General features: G+C 70.5%; 25 protein-coding genes and 1 pseudogene. 4 read left to right on the forward strand and 22 right to left on the reverse strand.

The window, feature by feature from the left end; all coding sequences use genetic code 11:
• Positions 1 to 356: 356 nt before the first annotated feature.
• Together H4687_RS11340 and H4687_RS11345 are read right to left on the reverse strand one after the other, a co-directional pair.
• Complete coding sequence (locus tag H4687_RS11340; protein WP_046919720.1) at positions 357 to 1,826, reverse strand: alkaline phosphatase PhoX; 1,470 nt, start codon at positions 1,824 to 1,826, stop codon at positions 357 to 359.
• Positions 1,827 to 2,278: 452 nt separating this feature from the next.
• On the reverse strand, positions 2,279 to 3,817 hold the full coding sequence (locus H4687_RS11345) for a hypothetical protein (protein ID WP_046918667.1): 1,539 nt from the start codon (positions 3,815 to 3,817) through the stop codon (positions 2,279 to 2,281).
• A 390-nt stretch (positions 3,818 to 4,207) separates the two neighbouring features.
• Between H4687_RS11345 and H4687_RS11350 the strand changes: the two genes are divergently transcribed.
• Positions 4,208 to 6,031, forward strand: a complete 1,824-nt coding sequence (locus H4687_RS11350; protein ID WP_046918666.1) for an endonuclease/exonuclease/phosphatase family protein — start codon at positions 4,208 to 4,210, stop codon at positions 6,029 to 6,031.
• Between the two features lie 74 nt (positions 6,032 to 6,105).
• Here the strand turns inward: H4687_RS11350 and H4687_RS11355 are convergent, their stop codons facing one another.
• The 3 genes from H4687_RS11355 to H4687_RS11365 all read right to left on the reverse strand — a co-directional run bounded on the left by H4687_RS11355 (position 6,106) and on the right by H4687_RS11365 (position 8,440).
• Positions 6,106 to 6,849, reverse strand: a complete 744-nt coding sequence (locus H4687_RS11355) for an SRPBCC family protein (protein ID WP_046918665.1) — start codon at positions 6,847 to 6,849, stop codon at positions 6,106 to 6,108.
• A gap of 20 nt (positions 6,850 to 6,869) precedes the next feature.
• Positions 6,870 to 7,661, reverse strand: coding sequence for an ArsR/SmtB family transcription factor (locus H4687_RS11360; RefSeq protein ID WP_046918664.1), 792 nt, complete (start codon positions 7,659 to 7,661; stop codon positions 6,870 to 6,872).
• A gap of 71 nt (positions 7,662 to 7,732) precedes the next feature.
• Positions 7,733 to 8,440 (reverse strand): antibiotic biosynthesis monooxygenase, encoded by a 708-nt coding sequence (locus H4687_RS11365; RefSeq protein WP_046918663.1) that lies wholly within the window; start codon positions 8,438 to 8,440, stop codon positions 7,733 to 7,735.
• Positions 8,441 to 8,554: 114 nt separating this feature from the next.
• Between H4687_RS11365 and H4687_RS11370 the strand changes: the two genes are divergently transcribed.
• Entirely contained in the window at positions 8,555 to 9,652 is a 1,098-nt protein-coding gene (locus tag H4687_RS11370; protein ID WP_046918662.1) for a YihY/virulence factor BrkB family protein, read from the forward strand.
• Positions 9,653 to 10,120: 468 nt separating this feature from the next.
• On the opposite strand, the gene H4687_RS11375 is transcribed toward H4687_RS11370, so the two are convergent.
• Both H4687_RS11375 and H4687_RS11380 read right to left on the reverse strand, forming a co-directional pair.
• Complete coding sequence (locus H4687_RS11375; RefSeq protein ID WP_046918661.1) at positions 10,121 to 10,399, reverse strand: DUF3618 domain-containing protein; 279 nt, start codon at positions 10,397 to 10,399, stop codon at positions 10,121 to 10,123.
• Positions 10,396 to 10,857, reverse strand: a complete 462-nt coding sequence (locus tag H4687_RS11380; RefSeq protein WP_063778558.1) for a phage holin family protein — start codon at positions 10,855 to 10,857, stop codon at positions 10,396 to 10,398. Before H4687_RS11380 ends, H4687_RS11375 begins: the two co-directional genes overlap by 4 nt.
• Before the next feature lie 208 nt (positions 10,858 to 11,065).
• Between H4687_RS11380 and dapA the strand changes: the two genes are divergently transcribed.
• Positions 11,066 to 11,971, forward strand: coding sequence for a 4-hydroxy-tetrahydrodipicolinate synthase (dapA, locus tag H4687_RS11385; RefSeq protein ID WP_050398319.1), 906 nt, complete (start codon positions 11,066 to 11,068; stop codon positions 11,969 to 11,971).
• Between the two features lie 9 nt (positions 11,972 to 11,980).
• On the opposite strand, the gene H4687_RS11390 is transcribed toward dapA, so the two are convergent.
• The 7 genes and pseudogenes from H4687_RS11390 to H4687_RS11420 form a co-directional block, all read right to left on the reverse strand.
• On the reverse strand, positions 11,981 to 13,210 hold the full coding sequence (locus H4687_RS11390) for a WD40 repeat domain-containing protein (RefSeq protein WP_192781664.1): 1,230 nt from the start codon (positions 13,208 to 13,210) through the stop codon (positions 11,981 to 11,983).
• Entirely contained in the window at positions 13,207 to 13,761 is a 555-nt protein-coding gene (locus H4687_RS11395) for a SigE family RNA polymerase sigma factor (RefSeq protein ID WP_050399136.1), read from the reverse strand. The genes H4687_RS11390 and H4687_RS11395 overlap by 4 nt, the downstream gene beginning before the upstream one ends.
• A 189-nt stretch (positions 13,762 to 13,950) precedes the next feature.
• Entirely contained in the window at positions 13,951 to 14,175 is a 225-nt protein-coding gene (locus tag H4687_RS11400; RefSeq protein ID WP_005477873.1) for a hypothetical protein, read from the reverse strand.
• 131 nt (positions 14,176 to 14,306) lie between these two features.
• Positions 14,307 to 15,296, reverse strand: coding sequence for a 2,3,4,5-tetrahydropyridine-2,6-dicarboxylate N-succinyltransferase (gene dapD, locus H4687_RS11405; protein WP_050398966.1), 990 nt, complete (start codon positions 15,294 to 15,296; stop codon positions 14,307 to 14,309).
• Between the two features lie 133 nt (positions 15,297 to 15,429).
• Positions 15,430 to 15,751 (reverse strand): annotated as a pseudogene (locus H4687_RS46320) (RNA polymerase sigma factor); the annotation flags it as partial.
• Positions 15,752 to 15,870: 119 nt separating this feature from the next.
• The gene (locus H4687_RS11415; protein ID WP_050398968.1) at positions 15,871 to 16,407 is read right to left on the reverse strand and encodes a TetR/AcrR family transcriptional regulator; all 537 of its coding nucleotides are present in this window, start codon (positions 16,405 to 16,407) and stop codon (positions 15,871 to 15,873) included.
• On the reverse strand, positions 16,407 to 16,727 hold the full coding sequence (locus H4687_RS11420) for a DMT family transporter (RefSeq protein ID WP_050399138.1): 321 nt from the start codon (positions 16,725 to 16,727) through the stop codon (positions 16,407 to 16,409). Before H4687_RS11420 ends, H4687_RS11415 begins: the two co-directional genes overlap by 1 nt.
• A 349-nt stretch (positions 16,728 to 17,076) precedes the next feature.
• On the opposite strand from H4687_RS11420, the gene H4687_RS11425 reads away from it, so the two are divergent.
• Positions 17,077 to 17,949, forward strand: a complete 873-nt coding sequence (locus H4687_RS11425) for an AbfB domain-containing protein (protein ID WP_050398969.1) — start codon at positions 17,077 to 17,079, stop codon at positions 17,947 to 17,949.
• 80 nt (positions 17,950 to 18,029) lie between these two features.
• Here H4687_RS11425 and H4687_RS11430 read toward each other — a convergent pair whose 3' ends face one another.
• The 8 genes from H4687_RS11430 to H4687_RS11465 form a co-directional block, all read right to left on the reverse strand.
• Positions 18,030 to 18,362, reverse strand: coding sequence for a metal-sulfur cluster assembly factor (locus tag H4687_RS11430; RefSeq protein WP_005477879.1), 333 nt, complete (start codon positions 18,360 to 18,362; stop codon positions 18,030 to 18,032).
• Positions 18,359 to 18,829 carry a Fe-S cluster assembly sulfur transfer protein SufU gene (sufU, locus tag H4687_RS11435; RefSeq protein WP_005477880.1) on the reverse strand — a complete coding sequence of 157 codons (471 nt, stop codon included), beginning with the start codon at positions 18,827 to 18,829 and terminating at the stop codon, positions 18,359 to 18,361. Before sufU ends, H4687_RS11430 begins: the two co-directional genes overlap by 4 nt.
• Positions 18,830 to 18,845: 16 nt before the next feature.
• Positions 18,846 to 20,102: a cysteine desulfurase gene (locus H4687_RS11440; RefSeq protein WP_050398970.1), complete on the reverse strand. Its 1,257-nt coding sequence runs from the start codon at positions 20,100 to 20,102 to the stop codon at positions 18,846 to 18,848.
• Entirely contained in the window at positions 20,099 to 20,863 is a 765-nt protein-coding gene (sufC, locus tag H4687_RS11445; protein WP_050398971.1) for a Fe-S cluster assembly ATPase SufC, read from the reverse strand. Before sufC ends, H4687_RS11440 begins: the two co-directional genes overlap by 4 nt.
• Before the next feature lie 7 nt (positions 20,864 to 20,870).
• Positions 20,871 to 21,191, reverse strand: coding sequence for a non-heme iron oxygenase ferredoxin subunit (locus tag H4687_RS11450; protein WP_005477883.1), 321 nt, complete (start codon positions 21,189 to 21,191; stop codon positions 20,871 to 20,873).
• Positions 21,188 to 22,381, reverse strand: a complete 1,194-nt coding sequence (sufD, locus tag H4687_RS11455; protein WP_050398972.1) for a Fe-S cluster assembly protein SufD — start codon at positions 22,379 to 22,381, stop codon at positions 21,188 to 21,190. The genes H4687_RS11450 and sufD overlap by 4 nt, the downstream gene beginning before the upstream one ends.
• Before the next feature lie 61 nt (positions 22,382 to 22,442).
• The gene (sufB, locus tag H4687_RS11460; RefSeq protein ID WP_005477887.1) at positions 22,443 to 23,867 is read right to left on the reverse strand and encodes a Fe-S cluster assembly protein SufB; all 1,425 of its coding nucleotides are present in this window, start codon (positions 23,865 to 23,867) and stop codon (positions 22,443 to 22,445) included.
• Positions 23,864 to 24,598 carry a helix-turn-helix transcriptional regulator gene (locus H4687_RS11465; RefSeq protein WP_050398973.1) on the reverse strand — a complete coding sequence of 245 codons (735 nt, stop codon included), beginning with the start codon at positions 24,596 to 24,598 and terminating at the stop codon, positions 23,864 to 23,866. Before H4687_RS11465 ends, sufB begins: the two co-directional genes overlap by 4 nt.
• Between the last annotated feature and the right edge of the window lie 160 nt (positions 24,599 to 24,758).

Below are 24,758 nucleotides of genomic sequence, written 5' to 3' on the forward strand. Positions count from 1 at the left end.
GCCACATCGGCCGTGGGCCGATGACGGGATTCGAACCCGCACGAGGATTTCTCCCCACCAGTTCCCGAAGTATCCGCTGCCTGCGCACCGGGCACCCACCGTCTGCCGCGCCTCCCGAGATCGAAACGCACCGGGAGGTGCGTGAAGCATGAGGTGTCCAGAGATCGAATTCGGCGGAACCGACGTAGGTGCTCTGCCAACTGAGCTACACCGGCGTGTTGGTGCCGGCGACGGGACTCGAACCCGCGACCTCCCCATTACGAGTGGAAGTAGGTCCTGCCTTCGCACCTGGACGTGCATCACTCTAGGAGGACGGTCGCGGAACGGGCGACCGAATTAATGACCGCTTCAGCGCTTCACCGCTTCTGCCGCTTCCAGGGGCCGGTGATGGCGAGCAGGATGCCCGGCGTCTGGATGTTGGCGTACAGGGTCGTTCCGTCGGGCGAGAAGGTGACGCCGGCGAACTCGCTGTACTCCGGCTCCTCCTCGGTGCCGATGTTCAGGTCGTTGCGGGCGATCGGATAGGTACGGCCGCTGTCGGTGGCGCCGAACAGGTGCTGGACCCCTTCGCCGTCCTCGGCGAGGACGATGCCGCCGTAGGGGGAGACGGTGATGTTGTCGGGGCCGTCGAGGGCGCCGTCGGCGGACGGGTCCGGGTTGACGCCGAGCAGGACCTTCAGGGTCAGGGTGCGGCGCTTGGGGTCGTAGAACCAGACCTGGCCGTCGTGCCGCACCGGGCTCTCGTCACGGGCGTACGAGGAGACGACGTACGCTCCGCCGTCGCCCCACCACATGCCCTCCAGCTTGCGGGCGCGGGTGATCTCGGTGTCGGCGAACTGCTTGCGCACGGCGACGGTTCTGGCGTCCCGGTCGGGCACGTCGACCCAGTCGACGCCGTACACCGTGCCGATCCGCGTGGCGCGGGACAGGTCGTCGACGAAGCGGCCGCCGGAGTCGTAGCAGCGGGGGGCCTGGAGGACGCCCGCGTCGTCGGCGAGGGTACGGAACTTCCCGGGCCCGTGGGTGAATCCCCTGGGCGGGGTCCAGCGGAAGAAGAGGCCGTTGGGGGCGGCCGCGTCCTCGGTGAGGTAGGCGTGGCCCCGCTTGGGGTCGATGACGACGGCCTCGTGGTCGTAGCGGCCGAAGAACTTCAGCGGCTTCGGGGCGCGGTTGGCGCGGCGGTCACAGGGGTCGACCTCGAAGACGTAGCCGTGGTCCTTGGTCATGCCGTTGACGCCGGCCCGGTCGGAGTTCTCCTCACAGGTGAGCCAGGTGCCCCACGGGGTGGAGCCGCCCGCGCAGTTGGTGGAGGTGCCCGCGATGCCGACCCACTCGGCGACCCGGCCGTCCGGCCGCACCTCCACCACCGTGCAGCCGCCGGCCGCCGCCGGGTCGTACACGAGCCCCTCGGTGAGCGGCACCGGGAACTCCCAGTTGGACCGGGGGCCCTTCAGTTCGTGGTTGTTGACGAGGAGGGTGGTGCCGCGGGGGCCGGGGAAGGCGGCGGTGCCGTCGTGCTTGCCGGGGGTGAACTCGCCCGACTCCAGCTTGGTCCTGCCGCTGTACGTGATGATCCGGTACTTGAATCCTGCGGGCAGCGCGAGGATGCCCTCAGGGTCGGGCAGGAGGGGGCCGTAGCCGAGCCGGTCCGCCCCGTGCCCTGTTTCTTTGTGACCGGCCTCCGAGCCCGGATCGAGGTCGCTGTCGGTGTCGGTCGCCGCGAGGGCGTTCGGCGCGGTGGCGAGCGCGCCCACGCTGCCGGCCAGCGCGACACCGGCTCCGGTGACCGCGGATCGTCTGGCGAAGTCCCTGCGGGTGAGCGGCATGCTGTCTCCTGCGTGGCGGTGGAGGACCGTGGGTGCGGACCCGAGGTGTCGCGCCACGGTGGCGCCCGCGCCTGAACGCGGGCTGAACGCGGAGAGAAGGACGCCCCCCGTCTTCGATGAACCACCAAGGGTCTGCGCCTCACCACTCGAACATCCGGCCCGTCGGCGCCTGCGGCTCCGGTGCTCCTCGCGCAGCCCCCCGCACCCCTGAAAACCCAGCCCCTACGGGCCTGAACGAGGACGGGGCCCGCAGGGCTGAAGGCGAGGGGGACCGCGAGGGGCGCAGCCCCTGCTTTTCAGGGGCGCGAGGAACTGCGCGAGAAGCCCCACCGAAGCCGCACCCACGCACGCACAGGGCCCCCCGCCCTTCGGGGGCGCGAGGAACTGCGCGACCAGCCCCCACCCACCCGCAGACGCCGACGCACCCGCACCCCCGAGCTACCGCCCCCGAACTACTGCGCCCCAGCCCCCGGCCCCATCTGCGACCGCGCCTTGAACGCCGCCTTACGCGCCTCCTTCGCCACCCTCTTGTCGGGATGGATCCGCCCCATCGCCTCAAGAACGTCGGGCGTGGCCGGATGATCCACCCGCCACGCCGCCGCGAAGAACGAACCGTGCTGCGCGGCCAGCCCCTCCACCAGCGCCCGCAGCTCCGCGGAGTTCCCCTCGGCCGCCAGCTGCGCGGCCACCGTGTCGATGGTCAGCCAGAAGACCATCGCCTCGGACGGCACGGGCACGTCGACCGCCCCGTTCTCGGTCAGCCACACCCGGGCGAGCCCGCCCAGCTCGGGGTCGTCCAGCACCTCCCGCAGGGCCGGCTCGGCCACGGCCCCCACGAGGGACAGCGCCTGCTGACAGCGCAGCCGCCGCAGCGGCGCGCCGGCGTCGGCGCCCCGCGCGGCGGCGAGCAGCTCGCGCGCCGCGGAAGCCGGCTCCCGGCGGGCGAGCCACTGCTCGGTCTCGGCCTGGGCCGCCGCCGGCGGGAACCCGGCGGTGCCGTCGAGCAGCGCGTCCGCGCCCTTGTCGACGAGGTCCCCGACCGCGGGAGCCGGTACCCCCGCCTCCTGGAGCCGGGCCCGCATCCCGTACAGCCCGAGCGGGGTGAGCCGGACCATGCCGTACCGCGTGACATCGGTGTCGTCGACGGTGGGCGCGCCGCCCGGCCCTTCGGCGGCGACGACCTCCTCGGCGTCCGTCATCAGCGCCTCGTCGACCGGCTGGTACTCCACCAGCCCGATCGGCTCCAGCACCCGGAACTGGTCGTCCAGCCGCATCATCGCGTCCGAGACCTGCTCCAGCACGTCGTTGGTGGGCTCCCCCATGTCGTCGGGGACGATCATCGAGGCGGCGAGGGCGGGCAGCGGCACGGGCCCGTCGGGGCCGTCCTCGCTGACGGTGAGGAGGTACAGGTTGCCGAGCACCCCGTCGAGGAACTCGGCCTCGGCCTCGGGGTCCCAGTCCAGCTCGGAGAAGTCGATCGCGCCGCCGGTCTCCATCGCGTCGACGAGGCCGTCGAGGTCGGGCACGCTCGCGTCGGCGAGGACGGTCTCCAGGGCGGTGAGCCAGATGCCGAGCACGTCCTGCGGCCCGCCGCCGGTGAGCAGGGCGAGCTCCTCGCCCACGGTGACCGCCCCCTCCGCCCCTCCCTGCGGCCCCTCGGGTCCCTCGGGTCCCTCGGTTCCGTCGGGCCCCTCAATCCCCTCAGGGTTCACGATCTCGACGAGCCCGGTGTCCACGGCCACCCGCCAGGCCTCGCCGGCCGAGGCCGCCGCGTCGCCGTCGTCGACGCCCGCCCCGGTGAGCCCGAGCGCCTCGGCGGCGGCGGGCAGTTGCTCGTCGACGAGTTCGCCCCCGGTGCCCACGCGTGTGTCGGGCCCGGCCCAGCGGGCGAGCCGCACGGCACGCGAGAGCAGCGGGGTGGCGAGCGCCTCCCGCGCCAGCTCCGCTTCGGGGAGGAGCCGCACCGGCGGCAGTGGCGAGCTGTCTGACATCGGTGGGGATCTCCTCGGGAACGGGTGCTGACGAACAGGTGCTGACGAACGACTGCCGAGCGATGCGGCGCCCCCGGCGAGGGGGCTTTCCGTAGGCGATACGCGTACGGGTACGCAGCCTAGACGGATTTGGACCCATGCCGCCCGGTTCATGTACCTGCCAGGAGTTGGACATGGCTGAAACCTTGACAACTGGCCTGAGCAGGCAGGAGATTGACGCGCGTAGAAACTCGCGGGTAGCTCTGGGATGATTCCGGGGCCTCCCACAGGCACGACCGTCGGAGTTCATCGGGTCCGCCGGGTTCTACGCGCGTCGCACCGCCCCACCGGTCGCAGGCCACCCCGTCCACTCTCGTCCCGGCGCCCACGTACGTCCCCGGAGGGATCCCCTTGCCGAGCAAGAGAACCGCGCGCATCGGCGCGCTGACCGTCGCCACCATCTGCTCCACGGTGTCCGCCGTGGTCCTGACCTCGCCCGCCGAGGCGGACTCGCTACGCATCCACGACATCCAGGGCACCACCCGGACGTCCCCGCTCACCGGCCAGCAGGTCGCCGGGGTCCAGGGCATCGTCACGGGCGTGCGCACCTACGGCTCGCGCGGCTTCTGGATCCAGGACCCCGAGGCGGACTCCAACCCCGCCACGAGCGAGGGCGTCTTCGTCTTCACCAGCTCCCGGCCGACGGTCTCGGTGGGCGACGCGGTGACGGTCGCGGGCACGGTCGGCGAGTTCATACCGGGCGGCACTTCGTCCGGAAACCAGTCCGTGACGCAGATCTCCCGCCCGACGATCACGGTCGTCTCCACGGGCAACGCCGTCCCGGCCGCGAAGGTCATCGACACCAAGTCCGTGCCGAAGAAGTACGCCCCGGCCGGCGACCCCGCCGCCGCCGGCTCGATCAACGGCCTCAAGCTCGCCCCGGCCACGTACGCCCTGGACTACTACGAGTCCCTGGAGGGCATGAACGTCCAGGTCGCCGACACCCGCGTGGTCGGCGCCAGCGACCCGTTCACCGAGCTGTGGGTCACGGTGAAGCCCCGGGAGAACGACAACCGCCGTGGTGGCGCGCTGTACGACTCCTACACCTCGCAGAACACCGGCCGGCTGCAGGTCCAGTCGCTGGGCGCGGTCGCCGACTTCCCGAAGGCGAACGTCGGTGACGTTCTGAAGGGCACGACGGCCGGCCCGCTGGACTACAACCAGTTCGGCGGCTACACGCTCGTCGCCAACCGCATCGGCACCCTCAAGCAGGGCGGCCTGGAGCGCGAGACGACCGCCAAGCAGGCGCGGGGCGAGCTGGCGGTGGCGACGTACAACGTCGAGAACCTGGACCCCTCGGACGCCTCCTTCGCGGACCACGCGGCCGCGATCGTGCACCACCTGCAGTCGCCCGACATCGTGGCCCTGGAGGAGATCCAGGACAACAACGGTGCCACCAACGACGGTACGGTCGCCGCCGACAAGACCGTGAAGAAGCTGATCGACGCGATCGCGGCGGCCGGCGGTCCGGCGTACGACTGGCGCTCCATCGACCCGGTGAACCTCGCGGACGGCGGTGAGCCGGGCGGCAACATCCGCCAGGTCTTCCTGTTCAACCCCGCGCGGGTCTCCTTCACCGACCGCGCGGGCGGCGACGCCACGACCGCCGTCGGCGTGACGAAGGTGAGCGGCAAGGCGCGGCTGACGGTGTCCCCGGGCCGGATCGACCCGGCGAACGCCGCCTGGACGAACAGCCGCAAGCCGCTCGTCGGCGAGTTCTCCTTCCGCGGCAAGCCCGTCTTCGTGGTCGCGAACCACTTCGCGTCCAAGGGCGGCGACCAGGCGCTGCACTCGGAGTTCCAGCCGCCGAAGCGCAGCTCGGAGACCCAGCGCCACCTCCAGGCGACGGCCGTGAACACCTTCGTCAAGCAGGTCCTGGCGAAGGACAAGAAGGCGTCCGTCATCGCCCTCGGCGACATCAACGACTTCGAGTTCTCCGACACCGCGGAGCTGCTGGAGAAGGACGGCGTCCTGTGGTCGGCGATCAAGTCGCTGCCGAAGCGGGAGCGTTACTCGTACGTCTTCCAGGGCAACGCCCAGGTCCTCGACCAGATCCTGGTCAGCCGCTCGGTCCGGCGCGCCACCGGGTTCACGTACGACAGCGTGCACATCAACTCGGAGTTCAACGACCAGATCAGCGACCACGACCCGCAGGTGGTGCGGTTCGAGCCGTAGGCCGTGCACCACGGCCATGATCGATCATGACCATTCATGATCGATCATGGCCGGGTCGTGGCCGTCCGTGCCGCTCAGGGCTGGCTGAACACGCCGTTCAGCCAGCCCTGCCACGCGTTCTCGTCCGCCCCGGCGTCGGCGCCCGGCGCGAAGTCGTGGACGCTCATGCCCACCCGGTAGCCCCAGTGGTTGCGGCCGAAGAAGCGGATGAGGGCGTCGTCGGTGCGCAGGCCGATGAAGTACGGGTCTCGGTAGTCGACCACGGCATCGAGGAGCCGTCCGTCGGGGCCCTTGACCTGGACCCGGGCCTCCTCGGCGGTGTCGTCCGCGAGACCGAGCGCGCGTCCGACGGTGGTGAGCGCGTCGGGGGCCCCGGCCGTCTCCGGCGCGTCGAAGGTGGCGAACGCGGTGACCGTACGGCCCCTGAAGCGCGTCAGGTACTGGCGCAGGGTGTGCAGGTAGAAGCCGGTGTGCTTGGCGGCGCCGTCGTACTGGTTGTCCCAGTCGTCGACGAAGATGCCGCTGTGCACGTACCTCACCCAGGCCCGCTTGCCGTCGTCGCGCGGTTCGATCGTGTAGTCCAGCTGGTTGCGCGTCTGTTCGGAGATGCCCTCGACGTCCTCGACCCGGTTGGTGTACCGGTGCGGCGGGTCCCAGGCGGTGACCTCGGAACCGAACGGCCCCCTGCCGCCGACGCGCGGCTCGGGCGCCTCCATGGGCCACAGCCACCCGCCCGTCCCGGCGGTGACGGCCTCCCACACCTCCTCGGGGGTGGCGTCGACCTCGAACTCCCGGGCGATCTCGAATTCCTTGGACATGACGTGCTCCTCAACGGGTCTCACAGGCCGGGCAGTTCGGTCCGGTCGGGCAGTTCGGTCTGATTGGGCTGCTTGCGCAGTTCGGTCCGGTCGGGCAGTTCGGTCCGGTCGGGCCGCTTGCGCGATTCGGTCTGCTTGGGCTGGTCGAACAGTGCGGGCCGGTCAGGCCGGTCGTCGAGTCGGTCGGCCTCCTCGGACCCGTCGGGCGGTGCCGATGCCCCGGCGGCCTGCGGCCTGACCGTGGGGTGGACCGCGACGACGATCCGGTGCCCCCGGCCGGCCGCGGCGTCGGGCGCGTCGTACTTGCGCAGGAGCGCGCTCACCCCGGCCGTCAGTTCCTGGACGAACGCGGCCCGGTCGGCGGCCGAGGCGAAGGTGACCTCGCCGTCGAGCGCGTAGGTCGCGAGCCCCTTGCGGGCCCTGGCCGCGCCCGTGACGAGCGACCCGACGTCCCGGACCAGACGGGCGCCGAGCGCCAGCAGCCAGCGCGCGGAGAGCTGGTCCCGGAAGCGGTCCGGATCGGGCTGCACGGCGGCGAGCGCGAGCGGGGAGATCACGTACGACGCGGCGGTCGCCCGCATCAGCCGCTCGGTGACATTGCCCTTGCGCCGCTCCCCCGCCAGCTCGACCAGACCGTGCCGCTCCAGCGCCTTGAGGTGGTAGTTCACCTTCTGGCGCGGCAGCCCGACCTTCCCGGCCAGCATGGCGGCCGAGGCGGGCCCGGCCGCCAGCTCGGCCAGCAGCCGGGCACGTATCGGATCCAGCGAGACCGCCGCTGCCTCGGGATCCTCGATCACGGTGACGTCCAACATGACCCCACCGTCTCACCGAAAACTTTTTTTGTCCAGGACATCGGAGTGTTCGGTGAGAGGCGGTGCCGGAGTCAGTCCGCGACGAGGCCGAGCGCGTACTCGTAGCGCCTGACCGTGCTGCTCCTCAGTCCGGGCCAGGTCTGCACGCGCTGCCAGAGCGCCGAGGGCGAGCCGACCCCGTCGCCGGGCGACGCGAGGGCGTCGACGTGGTGCCGCGCGCTCTCCCACTCGGCGTAGTTGAGGACGCGGGTGCCGTCGGTGGCGAGGTGGAAGTGGGCGGAGATACCGCCGGGGTGCGGATGCGGCTCGGCCGCCAGGGCCTCTTCGACAGCGTCCACCCAGGCCCGCTGCCGCGCCGGGTCCGGCCCCTCGAACTCGACGTCGACGATCACGACGCACCCCGGAACCCGGTCGGCACGGTCGCCGTCCCCCGTGAGACTGCGGTACCGCCGGTAGCGCCCGAGCCCCACCCGCTCGATCCCGGGCACGGCGGTGTCGATGGCGTCGTTGCGCTCCTGCCGACGCGTCCGCACGAAGGCCTCGTACGCCTGCTCGTCGGCCCACTGGGAGTAGTGCAGCAGGCCGGAGCCGTCGTCCGCCGTGTAGACGAAGTAGCCCAGCAGCCCGTCGGTGGGCCAGGGGCGGCTCTGCCAGGTGTCGGCGACGGCCTGGACGGTCAGCCGCTGCCGCTCGGGCGTACCCACCTGCCAGGTGCTGAAGAAGGGCGCCCCGACATCGGGGCGGTCGAGGACGGGATGGAGGTCCGTACGACGGGTCATGCCGCTCTCCCATGATCGGTGCTCGGTGTGGGTGCACCGACCACCTTTCAACCTCAACCAGGATTCAGGTCAACTCCGCGATTCGGGCCCCTGTTTCGGGAGACCCGCCCGGTCATGGACGAGAAGCGGCCCGAGGCCGAGCGGGTGGGGAAGGAACCGGATTCCGGGGCGAAGGACGCAACGGAGACCGGGGCGGAGGCGGAGGAGCGGACCGGCGTGGACGGCCCCACCGGGCTGCCGAAACGCTCGTGGTGGGCAGTGGTGCGGCGCACGGCGAAGGAGTTCCAGGACGACGAACTGTCCGACCGGGCGGCCGCGTTGACGTACTACGGTGTCCTGTCGTTGTTCCCCGCCATCCTGGTGCTGGTGTCGATGCTCGGTGTCGTCGGACAGCGTGCGACCGACAAGATCCTGGACAACATCGGCGATCTGGCGCCCGGCCCGGCGCGCGACATCCTGCGGGACGCGGTCGTCCAGTTGAGCGACAGCGGCGGTACGGGCAGCCTGCTGGCGATCGTCGGCCTGCTCGCGGCCGTGTGGTCGGCGTCGGGATACGTGGCCGCGTTCATCCGTACGTCCAACGCCGTGTACGACCTGCCGGAGGGCCGCCCGGTGTGGAAGGTGACGCCGCTGCGGATCGGCCTCACCCTGGTACTGATGGTGATGCTGGCGGTGAGCGCGTTGATCGTGGTGTTCACCGGCCCGCTGGCCGAGCGCGCGGGGACGACGATCGGGCTCGGCGACGCGGCGATCGCGGTGTGGAACATCGCGAAGTGGCCGGTGCTGCTGGTGCTGGTGACGCTGATGATCGCGCTGCTGTACTGGGCCGCGCCCAACGTCCGTGGCCGGGGCTTCCGTTGGGTCAGCCCCGGCGGCATCGTCGCCACGCTGATCTGGCTCGCCGCGTCCGCCGGTTTCGCGGTCTACGCCGCCAACTTCGGCTCCTACAACAAGACCTACGGCACCCTCGCCGGCGCCGTCGTCTTCCTCATCTGGCTCTGGCTCACCAACCTCGCGATCCTGCTGGGCCTCGAATTCGACGCGGAACTCTCCCGCGAACTCGCCATCACCGAGGGCCGCGCCCCCACCGAGGAGCCCTACGTCGAACCCCGGGACACCCGCAAGTGGCCGCCCCGGCTACGGGCCCTGCGAGAGGCACGCACCCGGACGACCACCACCGCGACCGGCCGCGACCCGATGACGAAGGGCTGAGCGCGACGACGGGATCCCCGAGCGGAGAGACGTGCCCGCAGCCGCGGACGGGGACCGGCTGCGGGCGGGTGCGCGGGGCGGCCGGGCGACCGCACGGTCCTCTGTGCGGTCGCCCGGCCGCGGCTGCCGCTTGCGGGGTGGCGCCGCCGCCGGTCGCTCGTGGGCTCCGCGTACCGCCCGAGGCGGTCGAGGGGGCTGCGTCTCACCTCGCCCGGGCGCCGGAACACGGAGGGCCACACCGTCGTTGGGCCGCATCAGGGGAGGCCATCGCATGCGACGGCTGCGAGCGGGGCCGCACACACGAAACGGACCCGCTCGCAGCCGTCGCACGCGAACAGGTCAAGAAGATCCAGCCCTCTTCGAGAGCGGGCACCCCCGGCGCACCCCACCATGCCGAAGGAGCACCAGCCGCACCACCCCGCCCCGCACGCGGCAGGGGGTGGGCGGGAGGCGAACGCCGTGCCCCGCCTAGCGGTAGTGCCGCCAGACCAGCACCCCCACCGCGGCCACGGCGACACTCGCGCCGCCCACGATCAGCATCTCCCGGGGCACCCGCTCCCACGCCGACTGGGCCTTGGCCTTCACATCGGCCTGGGCCGCGTGCACCCTCGCCTTCACGTCCGCCTTGGCTGCCAGTTCCTCGACCGTGTCGCCGAGCTGTGCCCGGGTCTCCTCGATCTGTCGCCGGAGTTCGTCGGGGCCCTTGGCGCCGACCGAACCATCGGCCCTGCTCGATGCCTGCGTCATCGCCGCGCCCTCCCCTTGATCTCGTCCACGTCCGCCTTGACGCTGTCGAGCGCCCGCTCCGGCTTGGGCGGGGTGGCCCGGCGGAGCTGTGCGCGCCCGAGCGCGGCCAGCACGCCCGCGATCACGAACAGCACGGCCATGACGATGAGCGCGGCGGCCCAGACGTCCAGCACCAGGGAGAGTGCTCCGACGCCGGCGGCGGCGAGGGTCATGAATCCCACGTAGGCGACCGCGCCGGCCGCGCCGAGCAGCCCGCCGCCGCGTCCCGCGCGCCGCCCCTTCTCGGCCAGCTCCTCCTTGGCGAGGGCGACCTCCTGTCGTACGAGCAGGGAGAGCTGTTCGGTGGCCTGCCCGACCAGCTCGCCCACGGAGTGGTGGTCGTGTTCGCCCGGCCCCGGACGTTCGGATCGCGCAGAGCGCACGAATCGCGTGGGCCTGGTCTCGGTGGTCCCGGTCACGGTGTCGCCTCCTCACACATCGGGACGCCCCGAGTACCCTTCCCGGCCCGCGCTACCCCTGCGACATCGCTTCGACCTCGAACGTCACCCGTACCCACCTGCCCCGGCCTCGCACACGGCTCCCCACTCCGTCCTCGTAGCGAAACTCCCAGACATTCCGTAGAAGAATTAAGTGGAGCTTCACAATGAGGCCCCCGAGACTACCCGTATGACCCTCACCCACCGCCCCGCCCCCACTCCCTTCGGCCGCGCCCTCTGCGCGATGATCACGCCCTTCACCCCCTCCGGCGCACTGGACCTGGACGGAGCCCAGCGACTGGCCGACCATCTGGTGGCCGAAGGGTGCGACGGACTGGTGCTCTCCGGTACGACGGGTGAGTCGCCGACGACCACGGACGCGGAGAAGGCGGAGCTGATCCGGGCCGTGCGCGCGGCGGTCGGCGACCGGACCGTGATCGTCGCCGGGGTGGGCACCGCCGACACCCGGCACACCGTGGAACTGGCGCTGGCGGCCGAGAAGGCGGGCGCGGACGGCCTGCTGGCGGTCACGCCGTACTACAGCACACCCCCGCAGGACGCGGTCGAGGCCCACTTCCGCGCACTCGCCGACGCCTCCGGGCTGCCCGTCGCCCTGTACGACATCCCCGGCCGCACCGGCACCCGTATCGAACCGGAGACCATGATCCGGCTGGCCGGGCACCCGAGGATCGTGGCGGTGAAGGACTGCGCGTACGACCTCCTCGGCACCCAGAAGGTGCTGGCGCAGACGGAGTTGGCGTACTACACGGGCTGCGACGAGTACGTGCTCGCGCTGTACGCGATCGGCGGTTCGGGTTACGTCAGCACGGTCGCGAACGCGGCCCCCCGCCACGTCCGGGCAGTCATCGACGCGTTCGACGTGGGTGACACCGCCGAGGCGGCCCGGCTCCAGCGACGAACCATCGCCCTCACCGAACTGATGATGTCCTCGGGCCTGCCCGGCACGGTCACGGCGAAGGCGCTCCTGGCCCGGCTCGGTCTGCCCGCGGGTCCGGTCCGCGCACCACTGCGGCCCGCCGGTCAGGAGGTGACCGACGGGCTGCTGAGGGCGTACGAACGCCTGGTGGCCGCCTGAGAGGGGTGGTCAGCGGGTGGCGAAGACCGCGTTCCAGCGCCCGGCCGCCCCGTCGTTGCCCTTGCGGGCGCCGCTGAGCGTGAGCGTCTTGTCGCTGCCGATGGTGACGAGCACCAGGGCGTTGTGGAACTCGTTGTCGCCGGCCGCGATGTCCCAGGCGATGAGCCGCTTGTTGTCGACCCAGGTGAGCAGTTGCTGTCCAGGGATCTTGTGCAGCCGCTTGCCGGTGTAGGGATCGAGGATCTCGGAGGCGGTCGTCCTGGCCCCGCCCGCGAAACCACCGGCCGCGAGCTTGCCGTCCGGGGAGAGCCGCGCCTCCACCGACCAGGTCAGGTACTTCTCGTTGGCCGGCTTGGCGACCTTGTCACCCTTCAGGTCGTAGAACTGATCGTGCGGTTCCGAGGTCAGCCCTGAGTAGACCAGCTTCGCGTCTCGGCTGAAGGCGAAGTCCTGACGGGCGTTGAGGACGCCCATCTCGTCGCCTTCGTCGGGGACGACCTCGCTCCAGTCGGCGTTTCCGGAGTCGACGTCGACGACGTAGAAGCCGGTCCGGTACGACGTGGACCAGTCCGACTCGAAGTCGTTCTTCTTGCCGTCGCCGTCGGAGTCGTAGTCCACCCGGTTCAGCAGGTCGGGGTTCTTGCTGTAGGTGGTGGCGACGAGCTTGGTGCCGTCGGTGGAGAACTCCACGCTCGCGACGCCCCGGCCGACCGGGATCCAGCGCTCGACCTTGCCGGTGAGCAGGTCGAGGAGTCCGATCCGCTCGGCGGGCAGCTCCTTCTCCAGGACGGCGGCGGTCCGCATGCCGGGGGCGACCGAGACCTGGGACCAGCGGGTGTCCTTGACGTACTTGCCGGTCTCCTGGTCGAGGATCCGGTAGGTACGCGCCCTGACCGCGGTGTCCTTCGAGGTCCTGACGGTGTCCGAGGTGTACCACGCGGCCAGCGCCACCTCCCCGGCCGCGATCAGGTCCCGCGGCGGTGACTGGTCGGGGTGGGCGATGATGTCGCTCTTGTTCATCTCGGTGGCGAGCCGTACCTCGTCCTTGCCGGAGTCCAGCAGCGGCACGGCCACCGCGACGGCGACCACGGCGGCGGTGGCCGCGGCGACGGTCGCGATCGACCGGTTCCGGCGGCGCCGCCGGACGGTCAGCACCCGGTCGGCGAAGCCGGGGGTCAGGGGCGGCTGTTCGGCGGCCTGCTCCCGCAGGGAGTCGCGCACCAGTTCGTCGACGTTCACGGACGCACCTCCACGGGCGAGAAGTCACGGGACGGGGTCTGCTCGGCGGCGGCGGGCCCGAGCAGGGCCAGCTCGGGCGCGAGTTCGCGCAGCCGGGCCAGCGAGCGGTGGGTCGTGGACCGGACGGTCCCGACGGAGCACCCGAGGATCCGGGCGACCTCGCCCTCGGGCAGGTCCTCGAAGTAGCGGAGCACCAGCACGGTCCGCTGGCGGGCGGTGAGCCGGGCCAGCGCCCCGCGCATCACCAGCCGCAGTTCCACCCCGGCCGCCCCGTCGGCGGCGCCGCTCTCGGGCGGCTCGGCGACGGTCAGCTCCCGGCGCCGCCACTTCAGCCGCCACCGGCTGACCTGCTGCCGGTAGATGATCCGCCGTACGTACGCCTCAGGCTCGTCGATCCGCTGCCAGCGTCCGGCGGCCTTGATCAGCGCGTTCTGCAGCAGGTCCTCGCCGGCGTGCCGGTCCCCGCCGCTCAGCAGTACGGCCGTCTTCAGCAGAGCGGACGACCGCCCCGCCACGAATTCCCGGAAACTCTCCTGCCCCGCGGCATCCATCGTCACCTTCTCTTCCCTGGCGGGCCCCGTGTCCCGCCCCTGTGCCCCTAGTGACGCGCGGACCCGCGCCCGGCTATGCCGCCCCGGGGAAGAAAGTCGTGCGGGTGGTGGAGAACGGATGGTGGGGAACGCCGCGGGCCCGCACGCGCGTCGAGCGCGTACGGGCCCGGATTCCCGACGGCGGCCGGGTCAGCCCCAGCGGTACCCGTCACCGAACAGCAGGGTGTGCTCCAGCACGTCCTCCATCGGGTCGTCGACCTGGCCGACGTTGACGAGCCCGATGCGGGGGCCGTTGTGCGAGGAGGTGTTGGTCTCGTCCGCGTACGCGGCCCCGGCCGGAAGCCAGCACAGCGTCGCCCCGGCCAGCACCCCCGTGACCACGCGCGCCACGCCCCTCGCCCGGTCGTTCCTCATCCCTCGGCCCCTCATCTCGTCGGCCCCTCGTTTCGTCGGCTCGGCAGCTGATCGGACTCCGTGTCCGCCCGTTCATCTGCCTGGACCGCGCGAAGGTCACGCCGAGTAACCCGTACGTGGGGCCTTGATGATCAGTTGTGGCTGTGCAGGATCTCGTTCAGGCCGCCCCAGACCGCGTTGTTCGGGCGGGCCTCGACCGTGCCGGTGACCGAGTTGCGGCGGAAGAGGATGTTCGAGGCGCCGGAGAGGTCGCGGGCCTTGACGACCTGGCCGTCGGGCATGGTGACGCGGGTGCCGGCGGTGACGTAGAGGCCGGCCTCGACGACGCACTCGTCGCCGAGGGCGATGCCGACGCCCGCCTCGGCGCCGATCAGGCAGCGCTCGCCGATGGAGATGATGACGTTGCCGCCGCCGGAGAGCGTGCCCATCGTGGAGGCGCCGCCGCCGATGTCCGAGCCGTCGCCGACGACGACGCCGGCGGAGATCCGGCCCTCGACCATGGACGTGCCGAGGGTGCCCGCGTTGAAGTTGACGAAGCCCTCGTGCATGACCGTGGTGCCCTCGGCGAGGTGCGCGCCGAGGCGGACGCGGTCGGCGTCGGCGATCCGGACGCCCTTGGGGGCGACGTAGTCCGTCATGCGCGGGAACTTGTCGATCGAGGTGACCTGGAGGTGCAGGCCCTCGGCGCGGGCGTTGAGGCGCACCTTCTCGATGTCGTCGACGGCGACCGGGCCGAGCGAGGTCCAGGCGACGTTGGCGAGGAGGCCGAAGACGCCGTCCAGGCTCTGGCCGTGCGGCTTGACCAGGCGGTGGGAGAGCAGGTGGAGGCGCAGGTAGGCGTCGTGCGTGTCGAGCGGCTTCTCGTCGAGCGAGGAGATGACCGTGCGGACCGCGACGACCTCGACGCCCCGGCGCGCGTCCTGACCGAGCGCGGCGGTCGCGCCCCCGCCCAGCAGTTCGGCGGCCCGCTCGGCGGTCAGCCGCTCGGTGCCGGACGGGCCGGGCTCGGCCGCCAGCTCGGGCGCGGGGTACCAGGTGTCGAGAACGGTGCCGTCGGCGGCGATCGTGGCGAGGCCGGCGGCCACGGCGCCGGTGGAGCGGGGAGCAGTCGTGTCGGTCATGAGGGCAACCTAACCGTCCGGGGCCGGTACGGGCCAACCCACGACGCGGCCGTCTCAGGAGCCGGGCACTTTACGGACATACGACACCGGGCGGCCCGCCCACCCCCGTGGGACGGGCCGCCCTCGTTCGGGGGCGCCGGCGCCCGCAGGGCCCGGACTTGCGTACGGCGGTGCTTGCCGATGAGGTTGCCCGCGATGCCGTACAGCCAGGGGCGGGCGTCGGCCCGGGTCCGGTCGTAGCGGCCCCGGATGCGGAACGCCGCCAGGAAGGTGTCGGTGGTGAGGTCGTCGGCGATGCCGTCGCCGAGTCGCCGGGCCACGTACCGGTGGATGTCCGGCGCGTAGCGGTCGTAGAGCCGTGCGAACAGCTCGGGCTGTTCCAGGGATGGGGCGACGACCTCGGCGTCGTCCTCGACCTGCGCCTGCGCCTGCGCCTGCGGCGGTAATCCGCTCACCGGGTTCTCCCCCACCCGGCACCCTGCTCGTCACGGGTTCCCCCTCTGCTTCGCCGTGTTCTGTCACCCCCTGTTCCCCGTCGGGCCGAGGAAGGTTCACGGCTCGCGCGCGGGTCTGTTCAGGGAATCACCCGCGCCAGCACCTCCCGCGCGTACTCCTCGTCGTACGGCGTCCCCGTCAGCAGGACCTGCAGACAGATGCCGTCGACCAGCGCGACCAGCGCCCGCGCGGTCACCGGGTCGGTGCGGCGGGCGAGCGTGTCGGCGAAGGCGCGGGCCCACTCGTCGGCGACGGGTCGCAGCGCGGGTCGGCGCAGGGCGGCGAGATACAGCTCGTACTCCACCTCCAGGCCCGTCCGGTCGCCGCTGAACCACTCCCCGCCCAGCGCGGCCAGTTCGGCGGCGAGGTCGGTGCTCGGGTCGCGCAGGGCCTCGCGCGCGGCGACGGCCTTCGCGAAGCCCTCGTTGGCCTGGCGCAGCGCGGCGACCATCAGATCGTCGAGGGTCTTGAAGTGGTACGTCGTCGAGCCGAGCGGTACGTCCGCCTCGGCGGCCACGCTGCGGTGGCTCAGCCCGGCGATGCCCTTCGCCCCCACGACCCGGATCGCGGCGTCGATGATCCGCTGCCGCCGCTCGGGGTCGTAACGCCGGGCCATCAGTGGGCGCCTCCCAGGTTCAGCACCACCACTCCCGCGACGATCAGCACGATCCCGGCGATCTTGGCGAAGCTCAGCCCCTCCCCGAAGAGGACCAGCCCGAGCGCGGCGACGGTCGCGGTGCCGACGCCGGACCAGATCGCGTACGCCGTGCCGATGGACATCGACTTCAACGCCTGGGCGAGCAGCACGAAGGAGACGAGGTACCCCACGCCGGTGACGACCGACGGCCACACCTTGCTGAAGCCCTCGCTGTACTTCATGGCGGTGGTGGCGGCCACTTCGGCGGCTATGGCGCCGGCGAGCAACAGATATCCCATGTGTACGAGCGTACACATCATATGTACGGATGTACACATCGAGTGTAGTGGCTCGCTTATGGGCGGAATTGGCCGCCGCCGCCCCCCAAGAGGCCCTCGTTTCGGGGCCGTTCCGTTATGGAAGCGCTCACTGAAAGGGCTCCCCGGGCGTCACTTGGTGAACTACTGTTTCAACGGTCAATCTCCCGAATGTGTGACGACCGCCAGGGTTTGCACACACCGGTGACACGTAACACCCTCCCTGATCCGCATGACGAATTTGCGTCCGCCTGTGGCGACGCCGAGGGAACCGCGCATGCCGCCGACTAAGCCCGGACCTGATCCGGACCAGACCCCGCCCAGCCTTCCGATGCTCAGATCCGCGAAGGTGTGGGAGACCGGGGTCGCCCCGAACGACACCCGTATACCGGGCACCCGCCGCCTCTGGCTGGCCGGTGCCCTCGCTCTCGCCGTGGTCTCCTCCTGCGTCACGGCGATCACCCTCCAGGCCTCGGGACCTGACCACTCGTCGGACAAGAACGCACGCACCACCGCCGCCGACGACCGGGTTCCCACCGCGTCCCTCCCGCCCACGTCGCCCCCCGCGACCTCGGCACCGGACGGCAAGAGCGGTCTGTCGGAGCCTCAGGGCTCCGAGGACGACCCCAAGAAGGACGGGAACAAGAGCAAGGGCGAGGACTCCAAGGGCTCCAAGGGCTCCGGCTCGTCCGACGACAAGCAGCAGGGCGGCTCCAAGCCGACCGCCAAGCCGTCGAAGACGACCTCGCCCGCCAAGAACCCGCCGTCCTCGTCGACCACCCGCAAGTCCGTCCAGGCGGTCAACTACCCGGACCGGTACTGGCACCTGAGCAACGGCGCGATCCGGCTCGACTCGGTGGGCTCGTACAGCGGAGGCGAGACCAGGGAGGACTCCTCCTTCAAGGTGGTCTCCGGGCTCGCCAAGTCCTCCTGCTACTCCTTCAAGATGGCGGACGGCCGCTACGTACGGCACCAGAGCTTCCGGCTCCGCGTCAGCGGCAACGACGGCTCGGAACTCTTCCGCCAGGACGCCACCTTCTGCCCCATGCAGTCCCCGTACTCGGACGCCGTGATGCTTCAGGCGGTCAACTACCCCGACCGCTTCCTGCGCCACAAGAACTTCGAGCTGGTCCTGGACCCGTACGGCTACAACACCACCGGACGGCAGGACTTCTTCTTCCGCCTGGTGAAGGGCCTCGGCTGAGCGACCGGACACCCGCCCGCACATGAGTGTGGCCCCCGGCGAATGTATTCGCCGGGGGCCACACTCATGACCGATGGATCTCAGACGTTGAACCCGAGCGCCCTCAGCTGCTCGCGGCCGTCGTCGGTGATCTTGTCGGGGCCCCACGGGGGCATCCAGACCCAGTTGATGCGCAGCTCGTTGACGATGCCGTCCGTGGCGGACTTGGCCTGGTCCTCGATGACGTCCGTCAGCGGGCAGGCCGCGGACGTCAGGGTCATGTCGATCGTCGCGATGTTCGCGTCGTCGATGTGGATGCCGTAGATGAGGCCGAGGTTGACGACATCGATGCCCAGTTCGGGGTCGACGACGTCGTACAGGGCCTCGCGGACCTCCTCCTCGGAGGCCGGCTTCATCTCCAGGGTCTCGCTCATGCCGTCTTCCTTTCGACGTCGGCGTCGGCGCCCAGCGCCTGGGCCGTCGCGTCCTTCCACGCCATCCAGCTGAGGAGGGCGCACTTGACCCGGGCGGGGTACTTGGAGACACCGGCGAACGCGACCGCGTCCTCCAGCACCTCCTCCATCGCGTCGTCCGGCTCGATCTTCCCCTTGGACTGCATCAGCTCCAGGAAGGTCTCCTGGATCTTCCGCGCGTCGCCGAGGTCCTTGCCGACCAGGAGGTCGTTCAGGACCGAGGCCGACGCCTGGCTGATCGAACAGCCCTGGCCCTCGTACGACACGTCCTGCACGGTCGTGCCGTCGTACTTCACTCGCAGGGTGATCTCGTCGCCGCACGTCGGGTTCACGTGGTGCACCTCGGCGTCACCGTCCCGCAAGCCCCGGCCGTGCGGGTGCTTGTAGTGGTCCAGGATGACTTCCTGGTACATCGAATCCAGCTTCATGCGATCGCTCGTCCCCTCAGCCGAAGAAGTTCCGTACGTGCTCCAGGCCGTCGACCAGGGCATCGATCTCGGCCGGGGTGGAGTACAGATAGAACGACGCTCGGGTGGTCGCGGGAATTCCGTAGCGCAGGCAGACGGGGCGGGCGCAGTGGTGGCCGACCCGGACCGCGATGCCCTGCTCGTCGAGCACCTGGCCCACGTCGTGCGGGTGGATGTCGCCGAGCGTGAAGGAGATCGCCGCGCCCCGCTCCTCGGCCGTGGCCGGGCCGATGATCCGCAGGTCCGGGACCTCCGTCAGCCGCTTCACCGCGTACTCGGTGATCGCGTGCTCGTGGGCGAGGATCTTGTCCATGCCGATCGCGCTCAGGTAGTCGATCGCCGCGCCCAGACCGACCGCCTGCGCGATCGGCGGGGTGCCCGCCTCGAACTTGTGCGGGGCGGGGGCGTACGTCGACGAGTGCATCGACACCGTCTCGATCATCTCGCCGCCGCCGAGGAACGGAGGCAGGTCCTCCAGCAGCTCCTGGCGGCCCCAGAGCACACCGATGCCCGTCGGACCGCACATCTTGTGGCCGGTGAAGGCCACGAAGTCGGCCTGGAGGGCCTGGACGTCCAGCGGCATGTGCGGCGCGGCCTGCGAGGCGTCGATGCAGACCAGGGCGCCGACCTCCTGCGCCCGGCGCACTATCGCCTCGACGGGGTTGACCGTGCCGAGGATGTTGGAGACCAGCACGAAGGAGACGATCTTCGTCTTCTCGGTGATGACCTCCTCGATGTTGGAGAGGTCGAGGCGGCCGTCGTCGGTCAGGCCGAACCACTTCAGCTTCGCGCCCGTGCGCTGCGAGAGCAGCTGCCACGGCACGATGTTGGAGTGGTGCTCCATCTCCGTGATGACGATCTCGGTCTCGGCGTCCACGCGGTAGGGCTCGTCGGCCCAGCCCAGCATGTTCGCCACGAGGTTCAGTGACTCGGAGGCGTTCTTGGTGAAGATCACCTCGTCGCGCGAGGGAGCGTTGACGAACGCGGCGACCTTGTCGCGCGCGCCCTCGTACAGCGCCGTGGCCTCCTCGGCGAGCACATGCACACCGCGGTGGACGTTGGCGTTGTAGCGCTCGTAGTACTCGCTCAGGGCGTCCAGCACCTGGCGCGGCTTCTGCGAGGTCGCCGCGTTGTCCAGGTACACGAGCTTCTTACCGTCGTGGACCTGGCGGTCCAGGATGGGGAAGTCCTTGCGGATCGCCTCGGTGTCGAGGAGGCCCGGCAGCTGTGTCACGCGGATGCGCCACCCTTCGTGTATACCTCGTAGCCCTCGTTCTCCAGCTTGTCGGCGAGCTCGGCGCCGCCGGACTCGACAATGCGCCCGCCGGAGAAGACGTGGACGAAGTCGGGCTTGATGTAGCGCAGGATGCGCGTGTAGTGCGTGATCAGCAGGGTGCCGACCTCGCCGGTCTCGCGGACGCGGTTGACGCCCTCGGAGACGATGCGCAGGGCGTCGACGTCCAGACCGGAGTCCGTCTCGTCGAGGATCGCGATCTTCGGCCGGAGCAGCTCCAGCTGGAGGATCTCGTGGCGCTTCTTCTCACCGCCGGAGAAGCCCTCGTTGACGTTGCGCTCGGCGAAGGCGGGGTCCATGTTCAGGCGCTGCATGGTCTCCTTGACCTCCTTCACCCAGGTGCGGAGCTTGGGAGCCTCGCCGCGGATGGCGGTGGCGGAGGTGCGCAGGAAGTTGGAGACCGAGACGCCGGGGATCTCGACCGGGTACTGCATCGCCAGGAACAGGCCCGCGCGGGCGCGCTCGTCGACGGACATCTCCAGGACGTCCTCGCCGTCGAGGGTGACGGTGCCGCCGGTGATCGTGTACTTCGGGTGACCCGCGAGGGAGTAGGCGAGGGTCGACTTGCCGGAGCCGTTCGGGCCCATGATGGCGTGCGTCTCGCCCTGCTTCACGGTGAGGTCGACGCCCTTGAGGATCTCCTTCGTGGCGTTGTCGGCCTCGACGGTGACGTGCAGGTCGTGGATTTCAAGCGTTGCCATGGATGCCTCAGGACTCCTGGGAGAGGGAGACGAGCACGTCGTCCCCTTCGATCTTTACGGGGTATACGGGGACGGGGCGCGTCGCGGGAAGGCCGGACGGCTTGCCGGTTCTGAGGTCGAACGCGGAGCCGTGCAGCCAGCACTCGATCTGGCAGTCCTCCACCTCGCCCTCGGAGAGCGAGACGTTCGCGTGGGAGCAGATGTCGTGGATGGCGAACACCTCGCCCTCGGTCTGTACGACCGAGACCGGCGTGCCGTCGAGTTCCACCCGCTTCGGGGTGTCCTTCTCCAGCTCGCTCAGCCCGCAGGCGCGTACGTAGGTGGTCATCGGGCCGATCCAGACACAGTCTCCAGCTCCTCGTCGATCTTCGCGAGGAGGCGGTCCTGGATGTCGTCGACACCGATCTGCTGGACCAGTTCGGCGAAGAAGCCGCGAACGACGAGGCGGCGGGCCTCGTCGGCCGGGATGCCGCGGGCCATCAGGTAGAAGAGCTGCTCGTCGTCGAAGCGGCCGGTCGCGGAGGCGTGGCCGGCGCCGACGATCTCGCCGGTCTCGATCTCCAGGTTCGGCACCGAGTCGACCCGGGCGCCGTCCGTGAGAACCAGGTTCCGGTTCATCTCGTAGGTGTCGGTGCCCTCGGCCTTGGCCTCGATGAGCACGTCGCCGATCCACACCGCGTGGGCACGCTCGCCCTGGAGCGCGCCCTTGTAGACGACGTTGGACTTGCAGTGCGGGACGTTGTGGTCGACCAGGAGGCGGTGCTCCTGGTGCTGGCCGGCGTCCGTGAAGTACAGGCCGAACAGCTCCGCCTCGCCGCCGGGGCCGGCGTAGGTCACGCGCGGGTGCAGACGTACGACGTCGCCGCCGAAGGTGACCACGACGGACTTGAAGGAGGCGTCGCGGCCGACCAGGGCGTTGTGCTGGGCGACGTGCACGGCCTTGTCGTCCCAGTCCTGGACGGAGACGACGGTCAGCTTCGCGCCGTCGCCCAGGAGGTAGTCGACGTTGGCGGCGAGCACGGCGTCACCGGTGTGGTCGATGACGACGACGGCCTCGGCGAAGGCGCCCAGCTCGATCACCTGGTGGGCGAAGGCGGTGCCGCCCTCACCGTGCACGGCGATCCGGATGGGCTCGGCGAGGACCGTCTCCTTGGGGACGGTGATCACGCCGGCCTTCTCGAACGCCGAGTACGCCTGGGCGGCGACGCGGTCCACCGGGGTGCCGGCCCTGCCGAGGCGCGCGTCGTCACGGCCGACGGCCTCGACGGTGACGCCCTCGGGGGCCTGGACGTCGACCTTGAGGCCGTCGCCGGTGGCGACGGCGGTGCCGTCGTGCAGCCCGCGCAGGCGCTCCAGCGGGGTGAACCGCCACTCCTCCTCGCGGCCGTGCGGCACGGGGAAGTCCGCCACGTCGAAGGACGGGGGCGCGCTCATGCGCGTGGCGACGGTCGACTCGGCGGCCACCGCGATCTGGCCCGCGGTGGTGGATCCCACGGGGATGTTCTGAGCCTCAGCCATGGCTGTCGGTCTGCTCTCTTCCTACGTCAAGAAAATCTGGCTACTGCCGGCAGGGACGGTCTTAACCGACCGCGCCTTCCATCTGCAGCTCGATCAGCCGGTTGAGCTCCAGCGCGTACTCCATGGGCAGCTCCTTCGCGATGGGCTCGACGAAGCCGCGCACGATCATCGCCATGGCCTCGAACTCGCTCAGGCCGCGGCTCATCAGGTAGAAGAGCTGGTCGTCGGAGACCTTGGAGACGGTCGCCTCGTGGCCCATGGACACGTCGTCCTCGCGGACGTCGACGTACGGGTAGGTGTCCGAGCGGGAGATGGTGTCGACGAGCAGCGCGTCGCACAGCACGTTCGACTTGGAGCCGTGGGCGCCCTCGCCGATCTCCACGAGCCCGCGGTATGAGGTACGGCCGCCGCCTCGCGCCACCGACTTGGAGACGATGTTGGAGGAGGTGTTCGGCGCCATGTGGACCATCTTGGAGCCGGCGTCCTGGTGCTGACCCTCGCCCGCGAAGGCGATGGAGAGGGTCTCGCCCTTGGCGTGCTCGCCCATCAGGTAGACGGCCGGGTACTTCATGGTGACCTTGGAGCCGATGTTGCCGTCGATCCACTCCATGGTCGCGCCCTCGTACGCCACGGCGCGCTTGGTGACCAGGTTGTAGACGTTGTTCGACCAGTTCTGGATGGTCGTGTAGCGGCAGCGGGCGCCCTTCTTGACGATGATCTCGACGACCGCGGAGTGCAGCGAGTCCGACTTGTAGATCGGCGCCGTACAACCCTCGACGTAGTGCACGTAGGCGCCCTCGTCGACGATGATCAGCGTCCGCTCGAACTGGCCCATGTTCTCCGTGTTGATACGGAAGTAGGCCTGGAGCGGGATCTCCACGTGCACGCCCTTCGGCACGTAGATGAAGGAACCGCCGGACCACACCGCGGTGTTCAGCGACGCGAACTTGTTGTCGCCGACCGGGATGACCGTGCCGAAGTACTCCTTGAAGAGCTCGGGGTGCTCCTTGAGGGCGGTGTCGGTGTCGAGGAAGATGACGCCCTGCTCCTCCAGGTCCTCACGGATCTGGTGGTAGACGACCTCGGACTCGTACTGGGCCGCGACGCCCGCGACGAGGCGCTGCTTCTCCGCCTCGGGGATGCCGAGCTTGTCGTACGTGTTCTTGATGTCCTCGGGCAGGTCCTCCCAGGACTCCGCCTGCTTCTCCGTGGACCGCACGAAGTACTTGATGTTGTCGAAGTCGATGCCCGACAGGTCCGAGCCCCAGTTCGGCATGGGCTTCTTCTCGAACAGGCGCAGGCCCTTGAGGCGGAGCTTGGTCATCCACTCCGGCTCGTTCTTCTTGGCGGAGATGTCGCGGACGACGTCCTCGTTGATACCGCGCTTGGCAGAGGCACCGGCCACGTCGGAGTCGGCCCAGCCGTATTCGTAGTTGCCCAGACCCTCGAGCTCGGGGTGGGCGGTCTCCTCGATGGGGAGCGTCATGCGGGGTTCCTCCCGGCGGTACGTGCAGATGCGGTGTCGGTGGCTGTCGTGGAAATTCTGGGGATGAACGTCGTGCAGACGCCGTCGCCGTGGGCGATGGTGGCCAGCCGCTGGACGTGCGTGCCGAGCAGTTCGGCGAACAGCTCGGTCTCGGCCTCGCAGAGCTGCGGGAACCGCTCGGCGACATGGGCCACCGGGCAGTGGTGCTGGCAGAGCTGCTCCCCCTGGTGGGGGTGGGGCGCGCTGCGCGCCGTAGCAGCGTACCCGTCGGCGCTCAGGGCCTTGGCCAGGGCTTCGGTCTTCTCTTCGGGGTCCGCGGCCTCGACGGCCCGGCGGTAGGCGCCGGCCTCGGCGGCGACCCGGGCCCGGGCGAAGGCGGCGACAGCCTGCTCCCCGCCCTCCTGGTCGGCGATCCAGCGGAGCGCGTCCATGGCGAGCTTGTCGTAGGACTGGTCGAAGGCGTCCCGGCCGCAGTCCGTCAGGGCGAACACCTTGGCGGGGCGCCCGCGCGTGCGCGCGCCGTAGACGCGCTGCTCGCGGGGCTGCACGACGTCGTCGCCGACCAGCGCGTCGAGGTGACGGCGGACGGCCGCCTGGGTGAGTCCGAGCCGCCCGGCGAGGTCGGCCACCGTGGACGGGCCGTGGGACAGGATGGACCGCGCGACCCGGTTGCGGGTGGACCGCTCACCGGTCGCGAGTTCCTCCTGCGGAGCCTCGCCAACGTTTTTCACAACGCCATTGTTGCGTAATTCCTCAGAGAGGGGCAAGCCGTGCCCGGACGGGCCGGCGGTGCCGTGCATCACTTAGGTGAACCTAAGCTGACCTGGGGAAACGATCACCGATCGATCAAAGGGCTGGCGCCGCGAAGGGCGCTCCGGAAGACTGCCACAC

The sequence above is a fragment of the Streptomyces stelliscabiei genome (genome assembly GCF_014873495.1).
Classification (GTDB): Bacteria; Actinomycetota; Actinomycetes; order Streptomycetales; family Streptomycetaceae; genus Streptomyces; species Streptomyces bottropensis.

Excerpts from the sequence above, each read along its gene's own strand:
- H4687_RS11370 (WP_046918662.1), top strand. The coding sequence starts at position 8,555 with ATGGACGAGAAGCGGCCCGAGGCCGAGCGGGTGGGGAAGGAACCGGAT.
- sufB (WP_005477887.1), bottom strand. The coding sequence starts at position 23,867 with ATGACGCTCCCCATCGAGGAGACCGCCCACCCCGAGCTCGAGGGTCTG.
- H4687_RS11345 (WP_046918667.1), bottom strand. The coding sequence starts at position 3,817 with ATGTCAGACAGCTCGCCACTGCCGCCGGTGCGGCTCCTCCCCGAAGCG.
- H4687_RS11415 (WP_050398968.1), bottom strand. The coding sequence starts at position 16,407 with ATGGCCCGGCGTTACGACCCCGAGCGGCGGCAGCGGATCATCGACGCC.
- H4687_RS11355 (WP_046918665.1), bottom strand. The coding sequence starts at position 6,849 with ATGTCCAAGGAATTCGAGATCGCCCGGGAGTTCGAGGTCGACGCCACC.
- H4687_RS11425 (WP_050398969.1), top strand. The coding sequence starts at position 17,077 with ATGCTCAGATCCGCGAAGGTGTGGGAGACCGGGGTCGCCCCGAACGAC.
- sufC (WP_050398971.1), bottom strand. The coding sequence starts at position 20,863 with ATGGCAACGCTTGAAATCCACGACCTGCACGTCACCGTCGAGGCCGAC.
- H4687_RS11365 (WP_046918663.1), bottom strand. The coding sequence starts at position 8,440 with ATGACCCGTCGTACGGACCTCCATCCCGTCCTCGACCGCCCCGATGTC.
- H4687_RS11340 (WP_046919720.1), bottom strand. The coding sequence starts at position 1,826 with ATGCCGCTCACCCGCAGGGACTTCGCCAGACGATCCGCGGTCACCGGA.
- H4687_RS11430 (WP_005477879.1), bottom strand. The coding sequence starts at position 18,362 with ATGAGCGAGACCCTGGAGATGAAGCCGGCCTCCGAGGAGGAGGTCCGC.
- sufD (WP_050398972.1), bottom strand. The coding sequence starts at position 22,381 with ATGGCTGAGGCTCAGAACATCCCCGTGGGATCCACCACCGCGGGCCAG.
- H4687_RS11450 (WP_005477883.1), bottom strand. The coding sequence starts at position 21,191 with ATGACCACCTACGTACGCGCCTGCGGGCTGAGCGAGCTGGAGAAGGAC.
- dapA (WP_050398319.1), top strand. The coding sequence starts at position 11,066 with ATGACCCTCACCCACCGCCCCGCCCCCACTCCCTTCGGCCGCGCCCTC.
- sufU (WP_005477880.1), bottom strand. The coding sequence starts at position 18,829 with ATGAAGCTGGATTCGATGTACCAGGAAGTCATCCTGGACCACTACAAG.
- H4687_RS11395 (WP_050399136.1), bottom strand. The coding sequence starts at position 13,761 with ATGGATGCCGCGGGGCAGGAGAGTTTCCGGGAATTCGTGGCGGGGCGG.
- H4687_RS11375 (WP_046918661.1), bottom strand. The coding sequence starts at position 10,399 with ATGACGCAGGCATCGAGCAGGGCCGATGGTTCGGTCGGCGCCAAGGGC.
- H4687_RS11420 (WP_050399138.1), bottom strand. The coding sequence starts at position 16,727 with ATGGGATATCTGTTGCTCGCCGGCGCCATAGCCGCCGAAGTGGCCGCC.
- dapD (WP_050398966.1), bottom strand. The coding sequence starts at position 15,296 with ATGACCGACACGACTGCTCCCCGCTCCACCGGCGCCGTGGCCGCCGGC.
- H4687_RS11360 (WP_046918664.1), bottom strand. The coding sequence starts at position 7,661 with ATGTTGGACGTCACCGTGATCGAGGATCCCGAGGCAGCGGCGGTCTCG.
- H4687_RS11400 (WP_005477873.1), bottom strand. The coding sequence starts at position 14,175 with ATGAGGAACGACCGGGCGAGGGGCGTGGCGCGCGTGGTCACGGGGGTG.